Annotated in this window: 18 protein-coding genes and 1 riboswitch; of the genes, 14 read left to right on the top strand and 4 right to left on the bottom strand. The window is 71.3% G+C overall.

Annotation, left to right across the window (positions count from 1 at the left end; all coding sequences use genetic code 11):
* Positions 1-228 precede the first annotated feature (228 nt).
* Positions 229-1,893, top strand: coding sequence for an RDD family protein (locus tag KV381_RS12720; RefSeq protein WP_218785232.1), 1,665 nt, complete (start codon positions 229-231; stop codon positions 1,891-1,893).
* Positions 1,894-2,061: 168 nt separating this feature from the next.
* Positions 2,062-2,730, top strand: coding sequence for an RDD family protein (locus tag KV381_RS12715; RefSeq protein WP_030087610.1), 669 nt, complete (start codon positions 2,062-2,064; stop codon positions 2,728-2,730).
* Between the two features lie 7 nt (positions 2,731-2,737).
* Here the strand turns inward: KV381_RS12715 and KV381_RS12710 are convergent, their stop codons facing one another.
* Positions 2,738-3,052, bottom strand: coding sequence for a hypothetical protein (locus tag KV381_RS12710; RefSeq protein ID WP_030087612.1), 315 nt, complete (start codon positions 3,050-3,052; stop codon positions 2,738-2,740).
* Positions 3,053-3,476: 424 nt separating this feature from the next.
* Here KV381_RS12710 and KV381_RS12705 point away from each other — a divergent pair, with 424 nt between their 5' ends.
* Together KV381_RS12705 and KV381_RS12700 are read left to right on the top strand one after the other, a co-directional pair.
* Positions 3,477-5,879 (top strand): immune inhibitor A domain-containing protein, encoded by a 2,403-nt coding sequence (locus KV381_RS12705; RefSeq protein WP_030087614.1) that lies wholly within the window; start codon positions 3,477-3,479, stop codon positions 5,877-5,879.
* 124 nt (positions 5,880-6,003) lie between these two features.
* On the top strand, positions 6,004-6,429 hold the full coding sequence (locus KV381_RS12700) for a hypothetical protein (protein WP_030087616.1): 426 nt from the start codon (positions 6,004-6,006) through the stop codon (positions 6,427-6,429).
* 42 nt (positions 6,430-6,471) lie between these two features.
* Here KV381_RS12700 and KV381_RS12695 read toward each other — a convergent pair whose 3' ends face one another.
* Positions 6,472-7,062, bottom strand: coding sequence for an isochorismatase family protein (locus KV381_RS12695; protein ID WP_030087618.1), 591 nt, complete (start codon positions 7,060-7,062; stop codon positions 6,472-6,474).
* 245 nt (positions 7,063-7,307) lie between these two features.
* Complete coding sequence (locus KV381_RS12690; protein WP_098026418.1) at positions 7,308-8,633, bottom strand: nicotinate phosphoribosyltransferase; 1,326 nt, start codon at positions 8,631-8,633, stop codon at positions 7,308-7,310.
* A gap of 78 nt (positions 8,634-8,711) precedes the next feature.
* On the opposite strand from KV381_RS12690, the gene clpS reads away from it, so the two are divergent.
* The 10 genes from clpS to KV381_RS12645 all read left to right on the top strand — a co-directional run bounded on the left by clpS (position 8,712) and on the right by KV381_RS12645 (position 16,763).
* Entirely contained in the window at positions 8,712-9,029 is a 318-nt protein-coding gene (gene clpS / locus KV381_RS12685) for an ATP-dependent Clp protease adapter ClpS (RefSeq protein WP_010062069.1), read from the top strand.
* A gap of 77 nt (positions 9,030-9,106) precedes the next feature.
* Positions 9,107-9,718, top strand: coding sequence for a DUF2017 domain-containing protein (locus tag KV381_RS12680; protein ID WP_193463308.1), 612 nt, complete (start codon positions 9,107-9,109; stop codon positions 9,716-9,718).
* Positions 9,719-10,062: 344 nt separating this feature from the next.
* Positions 10,063-11,517, top strand: coding sequence for an amino acid permease (locus tag KV381_RS12675; protein WP_193463307.1), 1,455 nt, complete (start codon positions 10,063-10,065; stop codon positions 11,515-11,517).
* 135 nt (positions 11,518-11,652) lie between these two features.
* Positions 11,653-12,075: a Mov34/MPN/PAD-1 family protein gene (locus KV381_RS12670; RefSeq protein WP_030087623.1), complete on the top strand. Its 423-nt coding sequence runs from the start codon at positions 11,653-11,655 to the stop codon at positions 12,073-12,075.
* Positions 12,076-12,152: 77 nt separating this feature from the next.
* Positions 12,153-12,256: riboswitch (cobalamin riboswitch) on the top strand.
* 58 nt (positions 12,257-12,314) lie between these two features.
* On the top strand, positions 12,315-13,313 hold the full coding sequence (locus KV381_RS12665) for an ABC transporter substrate-binding protein (RefSeq protein ID WP_030087624.1): 999 nt from the start codon (positions 12,315-12,317) through the stop codon (positions 13,311-13,313).
* A complete protein-coding gene (locus KV381_RS12660) occupies positions 13,310-14,350 on the top strand; it encodes an iron ABC transporter permease (RefSeq protein WP_086779820.1) in 1,041 nt (346 codons plus the stop codon). Before KV381_RS12665 ends, KV381_RS12660 begins: the two co-directional genes overlap by 4 nt.
* Positions 14,351-14,441: 91 nt before the next feature.
* Entirely contained in the window at positions 14,442-15,239 is a 798-nt protein-coding gene (locus tag KV381_RS12655; protein ID WP_193463306.1) for an ABC transporter ATP-binding protein, read from the top strand.
* 69 nt (positions 15,240-15,308) lie between these two features.
* Positions 15,309-15,422, top strand: a complete 114-nt coding sequence (locus tag KV381_RS37070; protein ID WP_319099102.1) for a putative leader peptide — start codon at positions 15,309-15,311, stop codon at positions 15,420-15,422.
* A gap of 112 nt (positions 15,423-15,534) precedes the next feature.
* Positions 15,535-15,813 carry a MoaD/ThiS family protein gene (locus tag KV381_RS12650; RefSeq protein WP_006124874.1) on the top strand — a complete coding sequence of 93 codons (279 nt, stop codon included), beginning with the start codon at positions 15,535-15,537 and terminating at the stop codon, positions 15,811-15,813.
* Entirely contained in the window at positions 15,813-16,763 is a 951-nt protein-coding gene (locus tag KV381_RS12645) for a PLP-dependent cysteine synthase family protein (RefSeq protein ID WP_030087631.1), read from the top strand. Before KV381_RS12650 ends, KV381_RS12645 begins: the two co-directional genes overlap by 1 nt.
* Positions 16,764-17,001: 238 nt before the next feature.
* On the opposite strand, the gene KV381_RS12640 is transcribed toward KV381_RS12645, so the two are convergent.
* Positions 17,002-17,535, bottom strand: coding sequence for a type II toxin-antitoxin system PemK/MazF family toxin (locus KV381_RS12640; protein WP_030087633.1), 534 nt, complete (start codon positions 17,533-17,535; stop codon positions 17,002-17,004).
* Positions 17,536-17,625: the final 90 nt, after the last annotated feature.

Raw genomic sequence — 17,625 nt, 5'->3', positions numbered from 1 at the left:
GTGCTCATGGGCCGGTCCCGTGACCGTCCCGCACAAGGAGAGAGCGCCCTCCCCGCCACCTATTACGCGACTTCTCAAAAAAACTTCGGGCCGTCCCGAAAGTGGTCCCAAACAGGTGGACCGGCCCGGGGGCGGGCGGCTGTCTGATAGATGTGGACCCTTGTATTGAGGCCGTCCGCCCGCCCGGCGGGGACGGCCTGAGGCCTCGAAGAGATACGGGACCCGCTGATGAGCGCGCCAACTCCGGCACCCGGTGACGAAAGCCCCCGCGAGGGCTACTACCCCGACCCCTCCATCCCCGGCTACGTCCGGTACTGGAACGGCGCGTCCTGGGTCCCGGGTACGAGCCGCCCCGCGCCCCGGCAGACCGGACCGGCCGCGACCGCCCCCGCCCCGGCGGCCGGTGGGCGGACCGCGCCGGTGGAGGAGACCGGGCCGATCTTCTTCGACGAGGAGGACGGCCTCCGGTCCGGTCAGGGCGCCCCGGCCGGGCCCGGCACGCCCGGTGCCGCCCCCGCGGACCGGCCGGCCGGCGGTGACGCCGCGTCTGTCTGGCAGGCGGACGCCGCACGCCAGAGCGGTTTCGGCGGCGAACGGGACCGCCGGGTGGAGTGGGGCGGAGCGGCCCAGGAGCCCGCGGGCCCCGGCCGCCCGGCGCAGTCCGCCGACCCGAGGGCGCCGCTGGCCCAGGACCCGACCGGCGGCGCGCTGCCGGGGATGCGCGAGAGCGGCGGCCGGCCCGCCGAGGAGGCCGGGCCCCGTCCGCCGGCCGACGGGACGGTCACGATCCGCGCGGTGGGGCCGCAGTCGAAGGCGGTACGGGGGAGCGCCCCGGCGCCCCGGGCCGTACCGCCGAACTCCGGTACGCCGCAGGGCCCGCAGAACGTGGGCGCGCCGCAGAACAGCATCGCCCCGGCCCCGGAGCCCCGCGCGCTTCCGGCCCGGGCTCAGTCGCCGCACGTACCGCAGTCCCCGGCGCAGCAGGCACAGCAGGCACCGCAGGCGCGGCAAGCACAGCAGTCCCAGCCGCAGCAGGTCGCGCAGGCCCAGGCCCAGGCCCAGGCCCAGGCTCCCGCCCCCGTCCCGGCTCCCGCGCCCGCCCCGCAGGAAGTGCGGCAGGGGCCGGTCCAGGCCCCCGCCGCCACGCCCGTGACGCCGTCCCCGGCGGCTCCCGCGCCCGAGCCCCCGGCGGCCCTGCACACGCCCCTGACGCCCGGCCCCGGCGGCGGCTCGGCCTCCTGGGCGCAGCAGGTCCACCAACTGGCCCAGCCCGAACCGCGGCAGCAGTCCCAGCCGCCCCAGCAGCACCAACTGCCGCACCAGAACCAGGGGCTCGGCGCGGACCAGCCCGTCGTGCCCTGGAAGCCGCCGGTCGACGACCCCTTCCAGCAACTCGCCCGCAACCAGGCCTCGGCCCGGCCCGCCGGTCTCGGCAAGCGGTTCGCCGCCCGGCTGGTCGACAACCTCGTGCTCGGCGCGGTCGTCGGCGCGGTGGCCGTGCCGCTGACCACCCGGGCGCTCGACCACATCGACCGGAAGATCACCGCGGCGAAGGAGACGGGGGAGACCGTCACCGTCTGGCTGCTGGACTCCACCACCGGGGCGCTGCTGGGTGCGCTGCTCGCCGCGTTCCTGCTGCTCGGCTTCCTCCTGGAGGCGCTGCCGACGGCCAAGTGGGGCCGGACGCTGGGCAAGAAGCTCTTCGGGCTCGACGTACGGGACATCGAGTCCCATGACGCCCCGTCCCTGGGCGCGGCCCTGCGCCGCTGGCTCGTCTACGGCGTGCTGGGGCTGCTCGTCATCGGTGTGGTCAACGTTCTCTGGTGCCTGATCGACCGCCCCTGGCGGCAGTGCTGGCACGACAAGGCCGCCCGGACGTTCGTCGCCGGCTGAGCGGGTCACCCGACTGCCGGACCGACTGCCGGAAGCGTGGCCGGAGGCGTGGCCGGGCGCGTGGCCGGGCGCGTGGCGACATGCCCGTTTAGACTCGTATGCCGCCCCGCGTCCCCCGAACGCACCTGAGCCGTTGCGGGCCCCGGTGGTGCGGGATGCACTGCCCCCATGAGCAACGACCAGCCGACGCCCGGCCAGCCGCCCGAGGACGACGATCCGTTCCTCAAGAAGCCGCAGGAGCCCTCGCCGCCGTCCGAGGGTCAGCCGTACGGCAGTGCGCCGCCCCCGCCGCCGCCTCCGCCCCCGCCGAACGACCCGTACGGCAGCGGCGGTGGTTTCGGGGCGCCCGATCCGCTGGCCGGGATGCCGCCGCTCGCCGAGCCCGGCAAGCGGATCCTGGCGCGGCTCATCGACTTCCTCATCATCTCGATCCCGCTGTATCTGATCTCACTGCCCTGGGGCGGCGCGGTCGACGTCAACGGGGACGGCGACGACGGGTTCGGCGACGCGGTCGCCAGCGGGTACAGCGGGCACCAGTTGCTGTGGTCGATCATCGGCCTGGTGGTCTACGTCGCCTACGACACGTACTTCACCCACAAGGACGGCCGCACGGTGGGCAAGCGGCTGCTGAAGCTGCGCGTGGCGATGCTCAACGACGGGCGGGTGCCCGACACCGGGGCCGCGCTGATGCGGGCCGTCGTGCTGTGGGCCCCGGCGCTGCTGTGCTGCCCGTGCCTGTGGTGGCTCATCAACATCGTGCTGATGTTCACCGACAAGCCCTACCGGCAGGGGCTCCAGGACAAGGCGGCGAAGACGGTCGTGGTGGTCGCCCGCTAGCGGACCGCTAGCGGCGCACCGAGTGCTCGTCCACCCGCGCGGACGAACCGCCCGCCGGGACGCGCTCCCGGACCCCGATGCTCTCCAGGGCGTGGTGGGTCCGGGCGGCGTGGGCGCTCGCCGGCCGCGCGGTCCCCTCCGCCGTGCGGTGGCGGGGGAGCGGCAGGCGTACGGCCACCAGCAGGCCGAGGGCCAGCGCGGTCGCGCCGACGGCGGCCACGCCGATGCCGGACTCCGTGCGGAACAGCAGCAGCAGGGCGAGCGTCGTGACGACGACGGTGGCCGAACCGTAGGCGAACTGTGCGGCAGTCGGACGCGGCATGACGGTTTCCGTCCTCGGGACGTCGGATGGGCGGGCGGTCGACACGGTGGAACGCGCCGAACGACCCTACGACGGTGGATGCCCGACACGGACCGGTAGTAAGCGTGACCTAACCCACGGTACCGGTGCACAGGGGGCGCACGGAGTCACGTCTCTCACCAACCGGACAGGGGAGCGCGCCTGTTGGAAGCCGCGGACGGCCTGGTCCGGGCGGGCGGTGGTTCTTTTACCGTTCCCATGCCCTTCTCATACCGTCCGCATACCGGATGAGTGCTCCGCATAGTGCACTTGGTCTGTTCAAGTCAAGGTCTGTCTTTTCTCTCATAACTCCGATCGAATGTCGTCACTTGTGACGCGTTTACGCGCGCGGCCCGCTCCATACCCCCCTGGCCGCTGCGCGGACGCCCGGGGAGGACTGCATCAAGTGACCAATCAGAGACGGGCGCTTCGTACCGCCGCCGTTGTCGTGGCCATGGCTGCGACCGCTGCGACGGCGTCGACCTTCGCCACCGCCCAGGCGCATGACAGCTCATCAGGTTCCGGTGTCGCCACCGTCGACCGCCATGACCCGGCCCCGGCCAAGGGGCATGTGGAGCACAACCTGGAAGGCCCCTTCAGCGAGCAGCAGGCCGCCCAGCGCGAGGCCGCGCTGGAGCAGGTGCTGTCCGGGGACAAGAAGGTCGCGAACCGGAGCGGCTCCAAGGTCGTCAAGCTCGGCGACAAGAAGTACGTGGAGCTCGGCCGGGAGAAGACCGACAAGATCTTCACCATCCTGCTGGAGTTCGGCGACGAGGTCGACGACACCACGATGTTCGACCCCGACGGCGACGGCCCCAAGCCGCCCGTCAAGAAGTACGGCGGCACCCCGGGTCCGGCGCACAACGAGATCGCCAAGCCGGACCCGAAGAAGGACAACAGCACCGCCTGGAAGGACGACTACAACCAGGAGCACTTCCAGGAGCTCTACTTCGGTGAGGGCAAGGGCGTCAACTCGCTCAAGACCTACTACGAGAAGACCTCCTCGGGCCGCTACTCGGTCGAGGGAGAGGTCTCCGACTGGGTGAAGGTCCCCTACAACGAGGCCCGTTACGGCTCCAACTACTGCGGCCAGTCCAACTGCGCCAACGTGTGGGACGCGGTCCGCGACGGCGTGAACGCCTGGGTCGCCGACCAGAAGGCGAAGGGCCGCACCGACGCCGAGATCAAGGCGAACCTGGCCGAGTACGACCAGTGGGACCGCTACGACTTCGACGGCGACGGCAACTTCAACGAGCCCGACGGCTACATCGACCACTTCCAGCTGGTCCACGCCGGCGAGGACGAGTCGGCCGGCGGCGGCGCCGAGGGCGAGAACGCCATCTGGGCGCACCGCTGGTACGCGTACGGCACCAACGCCGGTGCGACCGGCCCCGAGGACAACAAGGCCGGCGGCGCCCAGATCGGCGACACGGGCATCTGGGTCGGCGACTACACCGTCCAGCCCGAGAACGGCGGACTGGGCGTCTTCGCCCACGAGTACGCCCACGACCTCGGTCTGCCGGACCTGTACGACACCTCCGGCGGCGGCGAGAACTCGGTCGGCTTCTGGTCCCTGATGTCGGCGGGCTCCTGGCTCGGCACCGGCCAGGGCGAGATCGGCAACCTGCCGGGCGACATGACCTCGTGGGACAAGCTCCAGCTCGGCTGGCTCGACTACGACAAGGCCAAGGCCGGCAAGACCTCGCTGCACAAGCTGGGCGTCTCGGAGTACAACACCAAGAACCCGCAGGCGCTCGTCGTCGAACTGCCGGAGAAGGCCGTCACCACCACCGTCGTCAAGCCCGCCGAGGGCGAGAAGCAGTGGTGGAGCGACATGGGCGACGACCTGTCGAACACCCTGACCCGCTCGGTCGACCTGACCGGCAAGTCCAAGGCCACGCTGGACCTTTCGGGCTGGTACGACATCGAGGCCGACTACGACTACCTCTACACCGAGGTGTCCGACAACGGCGGCACCAGCTGGACCGCGCTCGACGGCACCGCCGACGGCAAGGCCATCCCGCGCGACGCCAGTGACAAGCCGGCCCTGACCGACGTCTCGGGCGACTACAAGAAGCTCTCCTTCCCGCTGGACGCCTACGCGGGCAAGAAGGTCGACCTCCGCTTCCGCTACCAGACGGACGGCGGCGCGGGCGGCAAGGGCTTCGCGGCCGACGCCATCACCATCACGGCCGACGGCTCCGAGCTCTTCGCGGACAACGCCGAGGGCGACGACAACGGCTGGACGGCCAAGGGCTTCTCGCGGGTCGGCGAGTCCTTCACCCAGGACTACCCGCAGTACTACATCGCGGAGAACCGCCAGTACGTCTCGTACGACGAGACCCTGAAGGTCGGCCCGTACAACTTCGGCTTCTCCACCACCCGTCCGGACTGGGTCGAGCACTACTCGTACCAGACCGGTCTGCTGGTCTGGCTCTGGGACACCTCCCAGAAGGACAACAACACCTCGGTCCACCCGGGCCAGGGTCTGATCCTGCCGATCGACGCGCACGCCAAGCCGCTCACGTGGAAGGACGGCTCGCTCCTGCGCAACAAGATCCAGCCGTTCGACGCGCCGTTCAGCTGGTACCCGAACAAGGGCTTCACGCTCCACAACGCGGACGTTCCGCTGAAGATCAAGCCCGCGCTGGGCAACCCGGTCTTCGACGACCGCAAGGGCACCTACTGGTACAAGGAGAACCCCACGGGCAGTGTCAAGGTTTCTGACACGAACACCCGCATCTCCATCGTGCACGAGCCGCTCAATGGTCAGACGATGACCGTCCTGGTCAGCCCCTCGGGTCGCTGATCAAGTAAAACCGCAGGTCAAAGCATGATCGGCCGTCGCCCTCTAGCGGGCGGCGGCCGATCGTGTTTAGGTGCGTCTTGTTCACATCCTTATTGACACGACGTCTCACGGGGGAGCGCGGAGCATGGCAGGCGGAGGTTTCTGCAGGTTGCCGAACGGCACGGTGGTGGTCGCCCTGACCCTGACCAGACCGGCCGACGGCACCGGATCCTGCGGCGGTACGGAAGCCGGGCCCGGAGCCCCGGTACGGGTGCTGGTGCACGCGGTGAACCGGGCGCGCGCCCTGACCAGGCTGCGCAATCTGGGGCTGCGGGCGGTCTATCTGCGCGGCAACGACCAGCCGCCGACGCCGGACGAGGTCACGGCGGTGCTGCACCATCCGGACGGGCTGCTGTGGCGGGCCGCGCCACCGGCGGACCCGTCCGCGCTCCCCGGCGGCCTGGGGCGTCAGGCGGCCGGGCCGGTGTCGTCGTGCCAGGAGCTGTGGCACCCGATCAGGGCGCTGCTGGGCCCCGGCGGGTACGCCGGACCGGCCCGCCCGGCCGCGTAGGGCGCTGCCGGGTCCCGACGGATATCCGGCGGCCGGAGAGGGCTACGACGCGACGACGGGAGTGCCGGAGAGCTTCACGCCCGCCGTACGCAGCTCCGCCAGGGCCCGCTCGGTGGTCGCCCCGGACACGCCCGCGGTCAGATCGAGCAGCACGTGCGTGACGAAGCCCTCACGGGCCGCGTCCAGCGCGGTGGCCCGCACACAGTGGTCGGTGGCGATGCCGACCACGTCGACCTCGGTGACCTCGCGGTCGCGCAGCCACTGGGCGAGGCCGGTCCCGTTCTCGTCGGAGCCCTCGAACCCGCTGTACGCGGCCGCATACGCCCCCTTGTCGAACACCGTGTCGATCGCACCGGAGGCGACGGCGGGCGCGAAGTTCGGATGGAAGCCGACGCCCTCCGTGCCGGCGACGCAGTGCACCGGCCAGGAGTCGACGTAGTCCGGGTTCGGCGAGAAGTGGCCGCCCGGGTCGATGTGGTGGTCACGGGTGGCCACCACATGGCGGTAGGCGGGCTGGGCGTCGCCGATCAGGTCGGTGATGGCTGCGGCGACGTCGGCACCGCCCGCCACCGCGAGGCTGCCGCCCTCGCAGAAGTCGTTCTGAACGTCCACGACGATCAATGCGCGGTGCATGGCGGGTGTCCTTCGGTGGGGGCGGGAGCGGATGGGGTGGAAGCCGGAGCGGTGCGGCCGGGACGGGGGTGCCCGGGTGGGTCCGAGGGTTCGAGCCTAGGCACTGGAACGTCACAATCAAGCCCGTCGGCCAAACCCCCGGTTCCGGACCCGGCCGGTCCGGACGGCCGGGGCGGCCCACCGCGGGCCGCCCGAGCCGTTCCCGGGAGTTCTCCGGCGTGCTCACCGGCGTACTTCACGCGTGCTCAGGCGTACTCGGTCGGGATCACCGGCTCGCCCCGCGACAGCTGGATCGCCGACATCGGCAGCTCCGAGCGCGCGGCCACGTGCCGCTCGCGGACGGCTTCCAGGGGCTCCCGTACGAGCACCTCGCCGCCGCGCACCAGCTCCACCAGCAGCGGCCGGCCGGCCGACGCGGGCACCGGGCCGGTGCCGATCACCTCGGCCTCGGCGACGCCGTGCTCATCGGTCCGGCGCGCCGCCCACTTGCGACCGCCCTTCGACGACTTCGCGCCGAGCGACTTCTTCGCCACCGGCACCAGCGGGGCGTCCGGCTCCGCCGAGCCGGCGCGGGCCACCAGCTTGTAGACCATCGAGCAGGTGGGGTGCCCGCTCCCGGTGACCAGCTGGGTGCCGACCCCGTACGCGTCCACCGGCGCGGCGGCCAGCGAGGCGATGGCGTACTCGTCCAGGTCCGAGGTCACCACGATCTTCGTGCCTGTCGCCCCCAGCTCGTCCAGCTGCTGCCGCACCCGGTGCGCGACCAGCAGCAGGTCCCCGGAGTCGATCCGCACGGCGCCCAGCTCGGGCCCCGCGATCTCGACGGCCGCCCGGACCGCCTCGGTCACGTCGTAGGTGTCGACCAGCAGCGTCGTGCCCCGGCCCAGCGAGTCCACCTGCGCCCGGAACGCGTCGCGCTCGGTGTCGTGCAGCAGGGTGAAGGCGTGGGCGCTGGTGCCGACGGTCGGGATCGCGTAGCGGAAGCCCGCCGCCAGGTCGGAGGTGGCGTCGAAGCCGCCGACGTACGCCGCGCGGGCCGAGGCCACCGCGGAGAGCTCGTGGGTGCGCCGGGCGCCCATCTCGATCAGTCGGCGGCCCCCGGCGGCGGCCGACATCCGCGAGGCCGCGGCGGCGATGGCGGAGTCGTGGTTGAGGATGGAGAGGATCACCGTCTCCAGCAGCACGCACTCGGCGAAGGAACCCTCCACCCGCAGGATCGGGGAGCCGGGGAAGTAGACCTCGCCCTCCGGATAGCCCCAGATGTCGCCGCTGAAGCGGTATCCGGCCAGCCATTCGAGGGTCGGCTCGTCGACGATCTCCTGCTGCCGGAGGAAACCGATCATCTCGTCGTCGAAGTGGAAGTTCTCCACCGCGTCCAGCACCCGCCCGGTGCCCGCGACGACACCGTAGCGCCGCCCCTCGGGCAGCCGGCGGGTGAACGCCTCGAAGACCGAGTGCCGGTCGGCGGTGCCGGCCTTGAGGGCCGCCTGCACCATGGTCAGCTCGTACTGGTCGGTGAAGAGCGCGGTCGACGGAACGCCGACCCGTCGCCCGAGGTCCGCTGTGTTCATGGCTGAGATGCTACCCCCTATTCGTCAAAGTGACGAGATGTGGGTCCGTTTGTGCGCCGGACCCGCCCGGGTGGCAGCATGGGACAGGTGAGCGTTGCTACCCCGCTAGAGATCGAACGTCCCGATTCGGCCGAGGAGACCTTCGCGGTCCCCGAGCCGGACGTCCCGTGGGTGACGCTCGTCCACAATGACCCGGTCAACCTGATGAGCTATGTGACCTACGTCTTCCAGGCCTACTTCGGCTACCCGAAGGACAAGGCCCACAAGCTCATGCTGGACGTGCACCAGAAGGGTCGCGCCGTCGTCTCCAGCGGGAGCCGCGAGGAGATGGAGCGCGACGTCCAGGCCATGCACGGGTACGGGCTGTGGGCCACCCTCACCCAGGACCGCAACTGACCCCTGCGAGCGTCACCCGCCCCGCCCCCACCCGCCCCGCCCCCACCCGCCCCGCTCGACCCACCATCGGAGAATCCATGGCCGGCCATTTCGAGGCCACCCCAGGCGGCGGCGCGGCCGTCGCGCTCGACGAGGTCGAGATCTCCATCCTGCGCTCCCTCGTCGTCCAGCTGCTCGAACTGATCGGCCCGGGCGACCAGCCCGCCGAAGGAGAGGACCCGCTCGCCGCCCTCTTCGCCGAGGGTCCCAGCAAGCCGCCCTCCGACCCGGCGCTCGCCCGGCTCTTCCCGGACGCCTACAACGGCCCCGACCGGCCCGCCGACGGCGGAACGCCGGAGGAGGAGCTGCGCGCGCTGTCCGCGGAGTTCCGCCGCTTCACCGAGATGGACCTGCGCTCGCGCAAGCGCGACGACGCCGTCGCCGCCGTGCGCACCCTGGACGCGCTCTCGCCCGTCGGGGACGGCGGCGCGGTCCTCACCCTCACCGGTGACGAGTGCCGCAACTGGCTGGGCACCCTCAACGACCTGCGGCTGACCATCGGCACCCGGCTGGAGGTCGCCGACGAGGACCAGGGCGAGGAGGGCTCCCTCTACCGCCTCCCGGACACCGATCCGCGCAAGCCGATGGTGATGGCCTACCTCTGGCTCGGCGCCCTCCAGGAATCCCTGGTCGAGACCTTGATGCCGTAGGCAGCCTCCGGAAAACAGGAGCCGCCCACCCCGACGGGTGGGCGGCTCCTGTTCGCTCAACGGACGCTCAGATCCGAGTAACGATCCACCCAAGTCATTCGGGTCATTCGTTCCGGGCGGGGCTCTATGTCCTCTTATGCCTGTGGTGTGCACCACAGAATGTCCCATGGTGTCCCGTGACGGCCGTGATAAATCTTCACGACCGCCCGGGGACGCCACCCCTGTTTCCCGGGGGCGCTACACACCGGCCGAACGCCGGTCGCACTCCATCCATATCCGGGGGGATCAGGACCTGATCCGCAGCCTTTTACGGCGCGGATCGGCGTGGAGAAAGGCGCACCACCATGACATCGGCGCAGGTCGACGAGGGACAGGTCGACAAGGGTCGGCCCGGCGGCGACGCCGGGGACGCCGGAACCGGTGGCGAGGGATACCAGCGCGGTCTGGGAGCTCGTCAGATTCAGATGATCGCCATCGGCGGAGCCATCGGCACCGGGCTCTTCCTCGGCGCGGGCAAGGCCATCGACCGGGCCGGGCCCAGCCTCATCCTGGCCTACGTGATCGCGGGCCTGGTCATCTTCTTCATCATGCGGGCACTGGGCGAACTCCTCATGTACCGCCCCGTCTCCGGCTCCTTCTCGGAGTACGCCCGGGAATTCATCGGCCCGTTCTTCGGATTCGTGACCGGCTGGACGTACTGGCTCTTCTGGGTCGTCACCGGAATCACCGAAGTCACCGCCGCGGCCACCTACATGACGTACTGGTGGAACATTCCGCAGTGGCTGTCCGCCCTGGTGTTCACCGTCATTCTGTACGGCGCGAACCTGATCTCCGTGAAGCTCTTCGGTGAGCTGGAGTTCTGGTTCTCCATGGTCAAGGTCACCGCCATCATCGGCATGATCCTGATCTGCGCGGGCGTCCTCACCGTCGGATTCTCCGACGCCGGCGACACCGCGACCGTCTCCAATCTCTGGAACGACGGCGGCTTCTTCCCGAACGGCATCACCGGCACGCTCATGACGCTCCAGATCGTCATGTTCGCCTTCCTCGCCGTGGAACTCGTCGGCGTCACCGCCGGGGAGTCCAAGGACCCCAAGACCGTGCTGCCCAAGGCCATCAACACCGTGCCGTGGCGCATCGCCGTCTTCTACGTCGGCGCGCTCATCATGATCCTGTCGGTCGTGCCCTGGTCCACCTTCAAGCCCGGCGTCTCGCCGTTCGTGAAGGCCTTCGAGGAGATGGGCCTCGGCATCGGCGCCGCCATCGTCAACTTCGTCGTCCTCACCGCGGCGCTCTCCTCCTGCAACTCCGGCATGTACTCCACCGGCCGCATGCTCCGCGACCTCGCCCTCAACGGCCAGGGCCCCCGCGCCTTCACCAAGCTGACGAAGAACGGCCTGCCGCTGGTGGGCACCACGTTCTCCGCCGCCCTGATGCTCGTCGGCGTGTGGATCAACTACCAGTGGCCGGGCGAGGCGTTCAACTACGTCGTCTCCTTCGCGACCATCTCCGGCATGTGGGCCTGGATCATGATCCTGATCAGCCAGATCCGCTACCGCCGCATGGCCGACGCGGGCATGCTGCCGCAGTCCTCGTTCAGGGCCCCCGGCGCGCCGTACACCAGCTGGTTCGCGCTCGCCTTCATCGGCATGGTCATCGTGATGATGGCGATCGACAAGGACGCCAGGATCTCGCTCTACTGCGCACCGCTGTGGGCGCTCATCCTCTTCGTCTCCTACCGGGTGCTCCAGTCGCGCACCCCGGAGAAGACCGGGAAGGCCACCTCCGGCACCCACTGACCCGGGCGGCGGGCCCCACACCGCCCCCTTCCTCCCGGACCGCCCCCGGCCTCCCCAAAGGCCGACGGCGTCCAGCATGCGGGCCCCCGCGTACCACCCACCGGTACGGGGGGCCCGCCTGCATATCCTGGCGCCATGCTGACCATCACCCAGACGCTCTACGACCAGATCGTCGCCCACTCCCGGGCCGACCACCCCGACGAGGCGTGCGGAGTGGTCGCGGGCCCGGCCGGGACGGACCGGCCCGAGCGCTTCATCCCGATGCTGAACGCCGCCCGCTCGCCCACGTTCTACGAGTTCGACTCGGCCGACCTCCTCAAGCTCTACCGCGAGATGGACGACCGCGACGAGGAGCCCGTGATCGTCTACCACTCGCACACGGCGACCGAGGCCTACCCCTCCCGCACCGACGTGACCTACGCCAACGAGCCCGGCGCCCACTACGTCCTCGTCTCCACCGCCGACACCGACGGCTCCGGCCCCTTCCAGTTCCGCTCGTACCGCATCGTGGACGGCGAGATCACCGAGGAAGACGTGCAGGTCGTCGAGGCGTACTGAGCACCCGGGCAGCTCACGGACCCGCCGCGCGGGTCTGGCACACTGCACCCCAGACCCGACCACAAGGCAGCAGGATCCAGGAAGCCGGTGCGAATCCGGCACGGTCCCGCCACTGTGACCGGGCCCCCTCCCGTACGGACTCCGACTCCGTGCCGGAGGGCGGCCCGGAAGCCAGGAACTGGCCCGCCGCCTTCTCGCATCGACCAGGGGACGCGGAAATCCCCCGGAGAGGCCCCGCCATGTCCCGGCGCACCCCCGCGCTCATAGCCGCCGCCGTGCTGCTCCCGCTCGCCCTCACCGCCTGCTCCGCCTCGGAGCGCGCCGAGCCCGAGGCCGCGGCCACGAGCGACGGCTTCCCGTACACCGTCAAGAACTGCGGTGTCACCACCACGTACCAGGCCCCGCCGAAGCGCGTGGTCACCATGAACCAGCATGTCACCGAGATCATGCTGGAACTGGGCCTGAAGAGCTCCCTCGTCGGCACCGCCTACCTCGACGACCAGGTCCTGCCGAAGTACGCGAAGGACTACGCCGCCGTCCCGGTCCTCGCCAAGGAGTACCCCTCCTACGAGCAGGTCCTCGCCGCCGACCCCGACTTCGTCTACGGCGGCTACGCCAGCGCGTTCGCGGCAGGCGACGGGCGCGGCCGCGAGGCGCTGAAGAAGTCCGGCATCGAGACCCGGCTCAACACCGAGAGCTGCGCCAAGACCGGCACCCCGATGGAGACCCTCTACGAGGAGATCCGCGAGGTCGGCCGCACCTTCGGCGTCCCGGACCGCGCCGAGGCCTGGATCAAGCAGGCCAAGGCCGACAACGCCGCCACCGCGAAGAAGCTGGCGGACCTGAAGCCGCTCCCCGTCTTCGTCTACGACAGCGGCGACAAGACCGCGTTCACCGCGGGCGGCAAGGGCATCGGCAACGAGCTGATCGAGCGGGCCGGCGGCGCCAACGTCTTCGCCGACCTCGACAAGGCCTTCGGCGACGCCTCCTGGGAGAACGTCGTCGCCCGCAAGCCCGAAGCCATCGTGATCTACGACTACGGCTCCACCACCGTCGAACAGAAGAAGAAGCGCCTCCTGACCGACCCGGCCCTCGCCGACGTCCCCGCCATCAAGAACAAGCGCTTCGCCGTCATGCCGCTTTCCGACGCGGTCCTCGGCGTCCGCGTCCCCGCCGCCGTCGACAAGCTCGCGGCCCAGCTCCACCCGGAGGCGGTCAAGGCGGCCACCACCCCGTGAGCTGCCGCGCCTCCGCACCGCGGCGGCCGCTCGGTTACGTCCTGGTGCTCGGCGTCCTCGCCGCGCTCCTGGCCGCCGCCGTGCTCGCCGCCCTCGCCCTCGGCTCCGTCCGCATCCCGCCCGGCCAGGTCCTCGACATCCTGACCGGGCGGGCGGAGGCGAGCCCGTTCCGCACGATCGTCCTGGACGTGCGGCTGCCCCGGGTGCTGCTCGGCATCGTCGTCGGCGCCGGACTCGCCGTCATCGGCACCGTCCTCCAGGCCCTCGTACGCAACCAGCTCGCCGACCCGTTCCTCCTCGGCGTCTCCTCCGGAGCCTCCACCGGCGCGGTCCTGGTGATCGTCCTCGGCATCGGCGCCACCCTCGCCACCACCGTCACGATCCCCGCCGCCGCCTTCGCCGGAGCGCTGCTCTCGCTGCTGCTCGTCTACACCCTGGCGCGCGGCGGGGGCGGCCTCACCACCAACCGGCTCGTCCTCGCCGGGGTCGCCGTCTCCTACGTCCTGTCCGCCCTGACCAGCCTGATCCTGGTCACCTCGGCCCGCGCCGACCACCTCCAGGAAGTCCTCTACTGGACCCTCGGCGGCCTCGGCGCGGCCCGCTGGGACATGCTCGCGCTGCCCGCGATCACCCTGGTCGCCGGCACCGCCGTCCTCCTCACCCTGGCCCGGCCGCTCGACCTGCTCCTGGTGGGGGAGGAGGGCGCCACCGTCCTCGGCCTCGACACCGCCCGCTTCCGGGCCGCCGTCTTCGTCCTCGCCTCCCTGATGACCGGCGTGCTCGTCGCGTACAGCGGGGCCATCGGCTTCGTCGGCCTGATGGTCCCGCACATGGCCCGCATGGTCGTCGGAGCGGCCCACCGCGCACTGCTGCCCGTGGTCGCCCTCGGCGGAGCGGCGTTCCTGGTCCTCGCCGACCTGGCCGCCCGGACGCTCGCCGCCCCGCAGGACATCCCGGTCGGCGTGCTCACCGCCCTGACCGGCGGCCCGTTCTTCCTCTGGATGCTGCGCCGCAGGCCGGAAGGAGCGCCCGCATGAGGCCAGTTCCCGCCCGGAGCACCGGCATGAGGCCCTTCGCCGCCCGGAGCGCCCGCACGACGACCGTTCGCACGGCTGAGGGAGCCCACCCGTGACCACCCTGCGCACCGAAGGCCTCTCGTACGGGACCGGCGAGGGCCGCCATCTCGTCGACGCCGTCGACCTCACCGCCGCCGACGGCGAGACCGTCGGCCTCGTCGGCCCCAACGGCAGCGGCAAGACCACCCTCCTGCGCTGCGTCTACGGCACCCTGCGCCCCACCCACGGCCGGGTCCTGCTCGACGGCGACGACCTCGCCACCCTCCCGGTGAAGGCCCGCGCCCAGCGCATCGCCACCGTCCCGCAGGACGGCCACGCCGGATTCGAGCTCACCGTCGGCCAGGTCGTCGCGATGGGCCGCGCCCCGCACAAACGGTTCTGGGAGGCCGACACCGCCGCCGACACCGCCCTCGTCACCGAGGCCCTCGACCGGGTCGGCATCGCCGCCCTCGAACCCCGTACGTTCGCCTCCCTCTCCGGCGGCGAACGCCAGCGCGCCCTGGTCGCCCGCGCCCTGGTCCAGCAGCCCTCGCTCGTCGTCCTGGACGAACCGACCAACCACCTGGACATCCGCTACCAGCTGGAGATCCTCTCCCTGGTCCGCGACCTCGGCACCACCAACCTCCTCGCCCTGCACGACCTCAACCTCGCCGCGTACTACTGCGACCGGATCTACGTCCTCCAGGACGGCCGCGTCGTCGCGTCCGGCACCCCGGAGAAGGTCCTCACGGCCGAGCTGCTGAGCGAGGTGTACGGCGTGACCGCCGAGGTCAGCACCCACCCGAAGACCGGCGCACCCACGGTCGTCTACCTCCCGGAGGGCCGCGCCGCGCGGCAGAAGTCCACATAGCGGTCGCTGACCATCCACCATGCGGGACGGCACTCGGGTTTCCGCACAGGGAATCGATACGATGCCCGCATGGTTCCCCATGACGTGAGCAACAAGACGCCGGGCACGCTGCTCGTCGCGCGGCTGCACGTCGACCTGTGCAGGCTCGCGAGCGCGATCTGTCCCACCGCAGCCTGCCCGTGAGCCGCCCGGCCTGAGCCGCGGTCCGCGCGCCCACCCACACGCACCACCCCCTGCGCGGGGGCAGAAACGCGCGCCCCACGCCACCACTCCGCTTTCGACAGGAGCCCACGCCATGGCCATCGAGGTCCGCATCCCGACCATCCTCCGCACCTACACCGACGGCGCGAAGGCCGTCGAAGGCAACGGGGACACCCTCGCCGACCTCTTCGCCGACCTGGAGAGCCGCCACACCGGCATCCGTGAGCGCATTGTCGACGGCGAACAGCTCCGCCGCTTCGTGAACGTCTACCTCAACGACGAGGACGTCCGCTTCCTCGACGGCATCTCCACCAAGCTCAGCGACGGCGACAACGTCACGATCCTTCCGGCCGTCGCCGGCGGCATGCGCTGATGCGGTACGACTCCCCGCTGGCGGCCGTGGGGAACACTCCCCTCGTCCGCCTCCCGCGGCTGTCCCCGTCCGAGGACGTCCGCATCTGGGCCAAGCTGGAGGACCGCAACCCCACCGGCTCGATCAAGGACCGCCCGGCGCTCCACATGGTCGAACAGGCCGAGAAGGACGGCCGGCTCACCCCCGGCTGCACCATCCTGGAGCCCACCAGCGGCAACACCGGCATCTCGCTCGCCATGGCGGCCAAGCTCAAGGGCTACCGCATCGTCTGCGTCATGCCGGAGAACACCTCCCAGGAGCGGCGCGACCTGCTCGCCATGTGGGGAGCCGAGATCATCTCCTCCCCGGCCGCGGGCGGCTCCAACACGGCGGTCCGCGTCGCGAAGGAACTGTCGGCCGAGCACCCGGACTGGGTGATGCTCTACCAGTACGGCAACCCGGACAACGCGGGCGCGCACTACGCCACCACCGGACCCGAGATCCTCACCGACCTCCCGTCCATCACGCACTTCGTCGCGGGCCTCGGCACCACCGGCACCCTCATGGGCGTCGGCCGCTACCTCCGCGAGAACCGCCCCGGCATCCAGATCGTCGCCGCCGAACCGCGCTACGACGACCTGGTCTACGGCCTCCGCAACCTCGACGAGGGCTTCGTCCCCGAGCTCTACGACGCCTCGGTCCTCACCACCCGCTTCTCGGTCGGCTCGGCTGACGCGGTCACCCGCACCCGCGAACTCCTCCAGCAGGAGGGCATCTTCGCGGGCGTCTCCACCGGCGCCGCCCTCCACGCGGCGATCGGCGTGGGGAAGAAGGCGGTCAAGGCGGGGGAGAGCGCCGACATCGTCTTCGTGGTGGCGGACGGCGGCTGGAAGTACCTGTCGACGGGCGTCTACACGGCGGAGACGACAGAAGCCGCGATCGAAACCCTCCAGGGCCAACTCTGGGCGTAGAGCCCGCCCGCTTTCAGCCCGTCCGGACGCACCTCTCAGCCCGGCCGGGCACACCTTCCAGCTCGCCCGCGCAAACCCAGCCCGTCCGGCGCTTGAGGACACCTTTCAAGCCCGGCCGGGCACACCCTCCGGCCCGCCCGCGCAACCCAGCCCGTCCGGCGCTTGAGGACGCCTTTTCAAGCCCCTCCGGCGATTGAGGAGCGGGGCCCGGGGCAGCGCCCCGGAAACGCCCCGCCCCTCACCCCGCCCCCAGCTTCCGCACGCGCTCCCACAACGACGGATCCACCGCCCCCACCCGCCGCCGGAACCCGGCGAGCCGGACCTCGCGCAGCTCGTCCGTCTCCAGAAAGCTCTGCCGCCCCTGCCGGTCCCCGACCGTCCCGGCGGGCAGCGCGATCACCCCGGGCCGCTCCTCGTGATGCTTGCTGGTGATCTTCGCGACCAGCGCCGTGCGCCCCCGGCCCCGCCCCCGTACCGAGATCACCAGACACGGCCGGTCCTTCGACCCGGGCCCGTCCTCGTACGGCACGTCGGCCCACCACACCTCACCGGCCCGCGGCGTCCGCCCCTCCTCGCGCCCGCCCCCACGCGCGTCCGGACCCGAAGGCCGGGACGGCCGCGAAGGCCGGGACGGCGGCCGGGCCGACCCCACCGGCTGCCGGGGCCGCCGCGAACGGGGCCCGCGGTCCGAGCGCCCCCGCCCGTCCACCACCGCGGCGACGAGCGCGAGCAGAACCACGGCGGCCAGCGCCACCCACCAGAACGTGTCCATTCACCGACCGTACCCGTGGGCGCGCTTCCATCGAACCGGTGACAGAGCAGGTGAGTTCCCCCACAACGGCGGGCAGCGGAGGAGCGACGT

This window comes from Streptomyces sp. WY228, from assembly GCF_019287315.1.
GTDB lineage: Bacteria > Actinomycetota > Actinomycetes > Streptomycetales > Streptomycetaceae > Streptomyces > Streptomyces caviscabies.
This window is presented reverse-complemented; position numbering and strand designations above follow the sequence as displayed.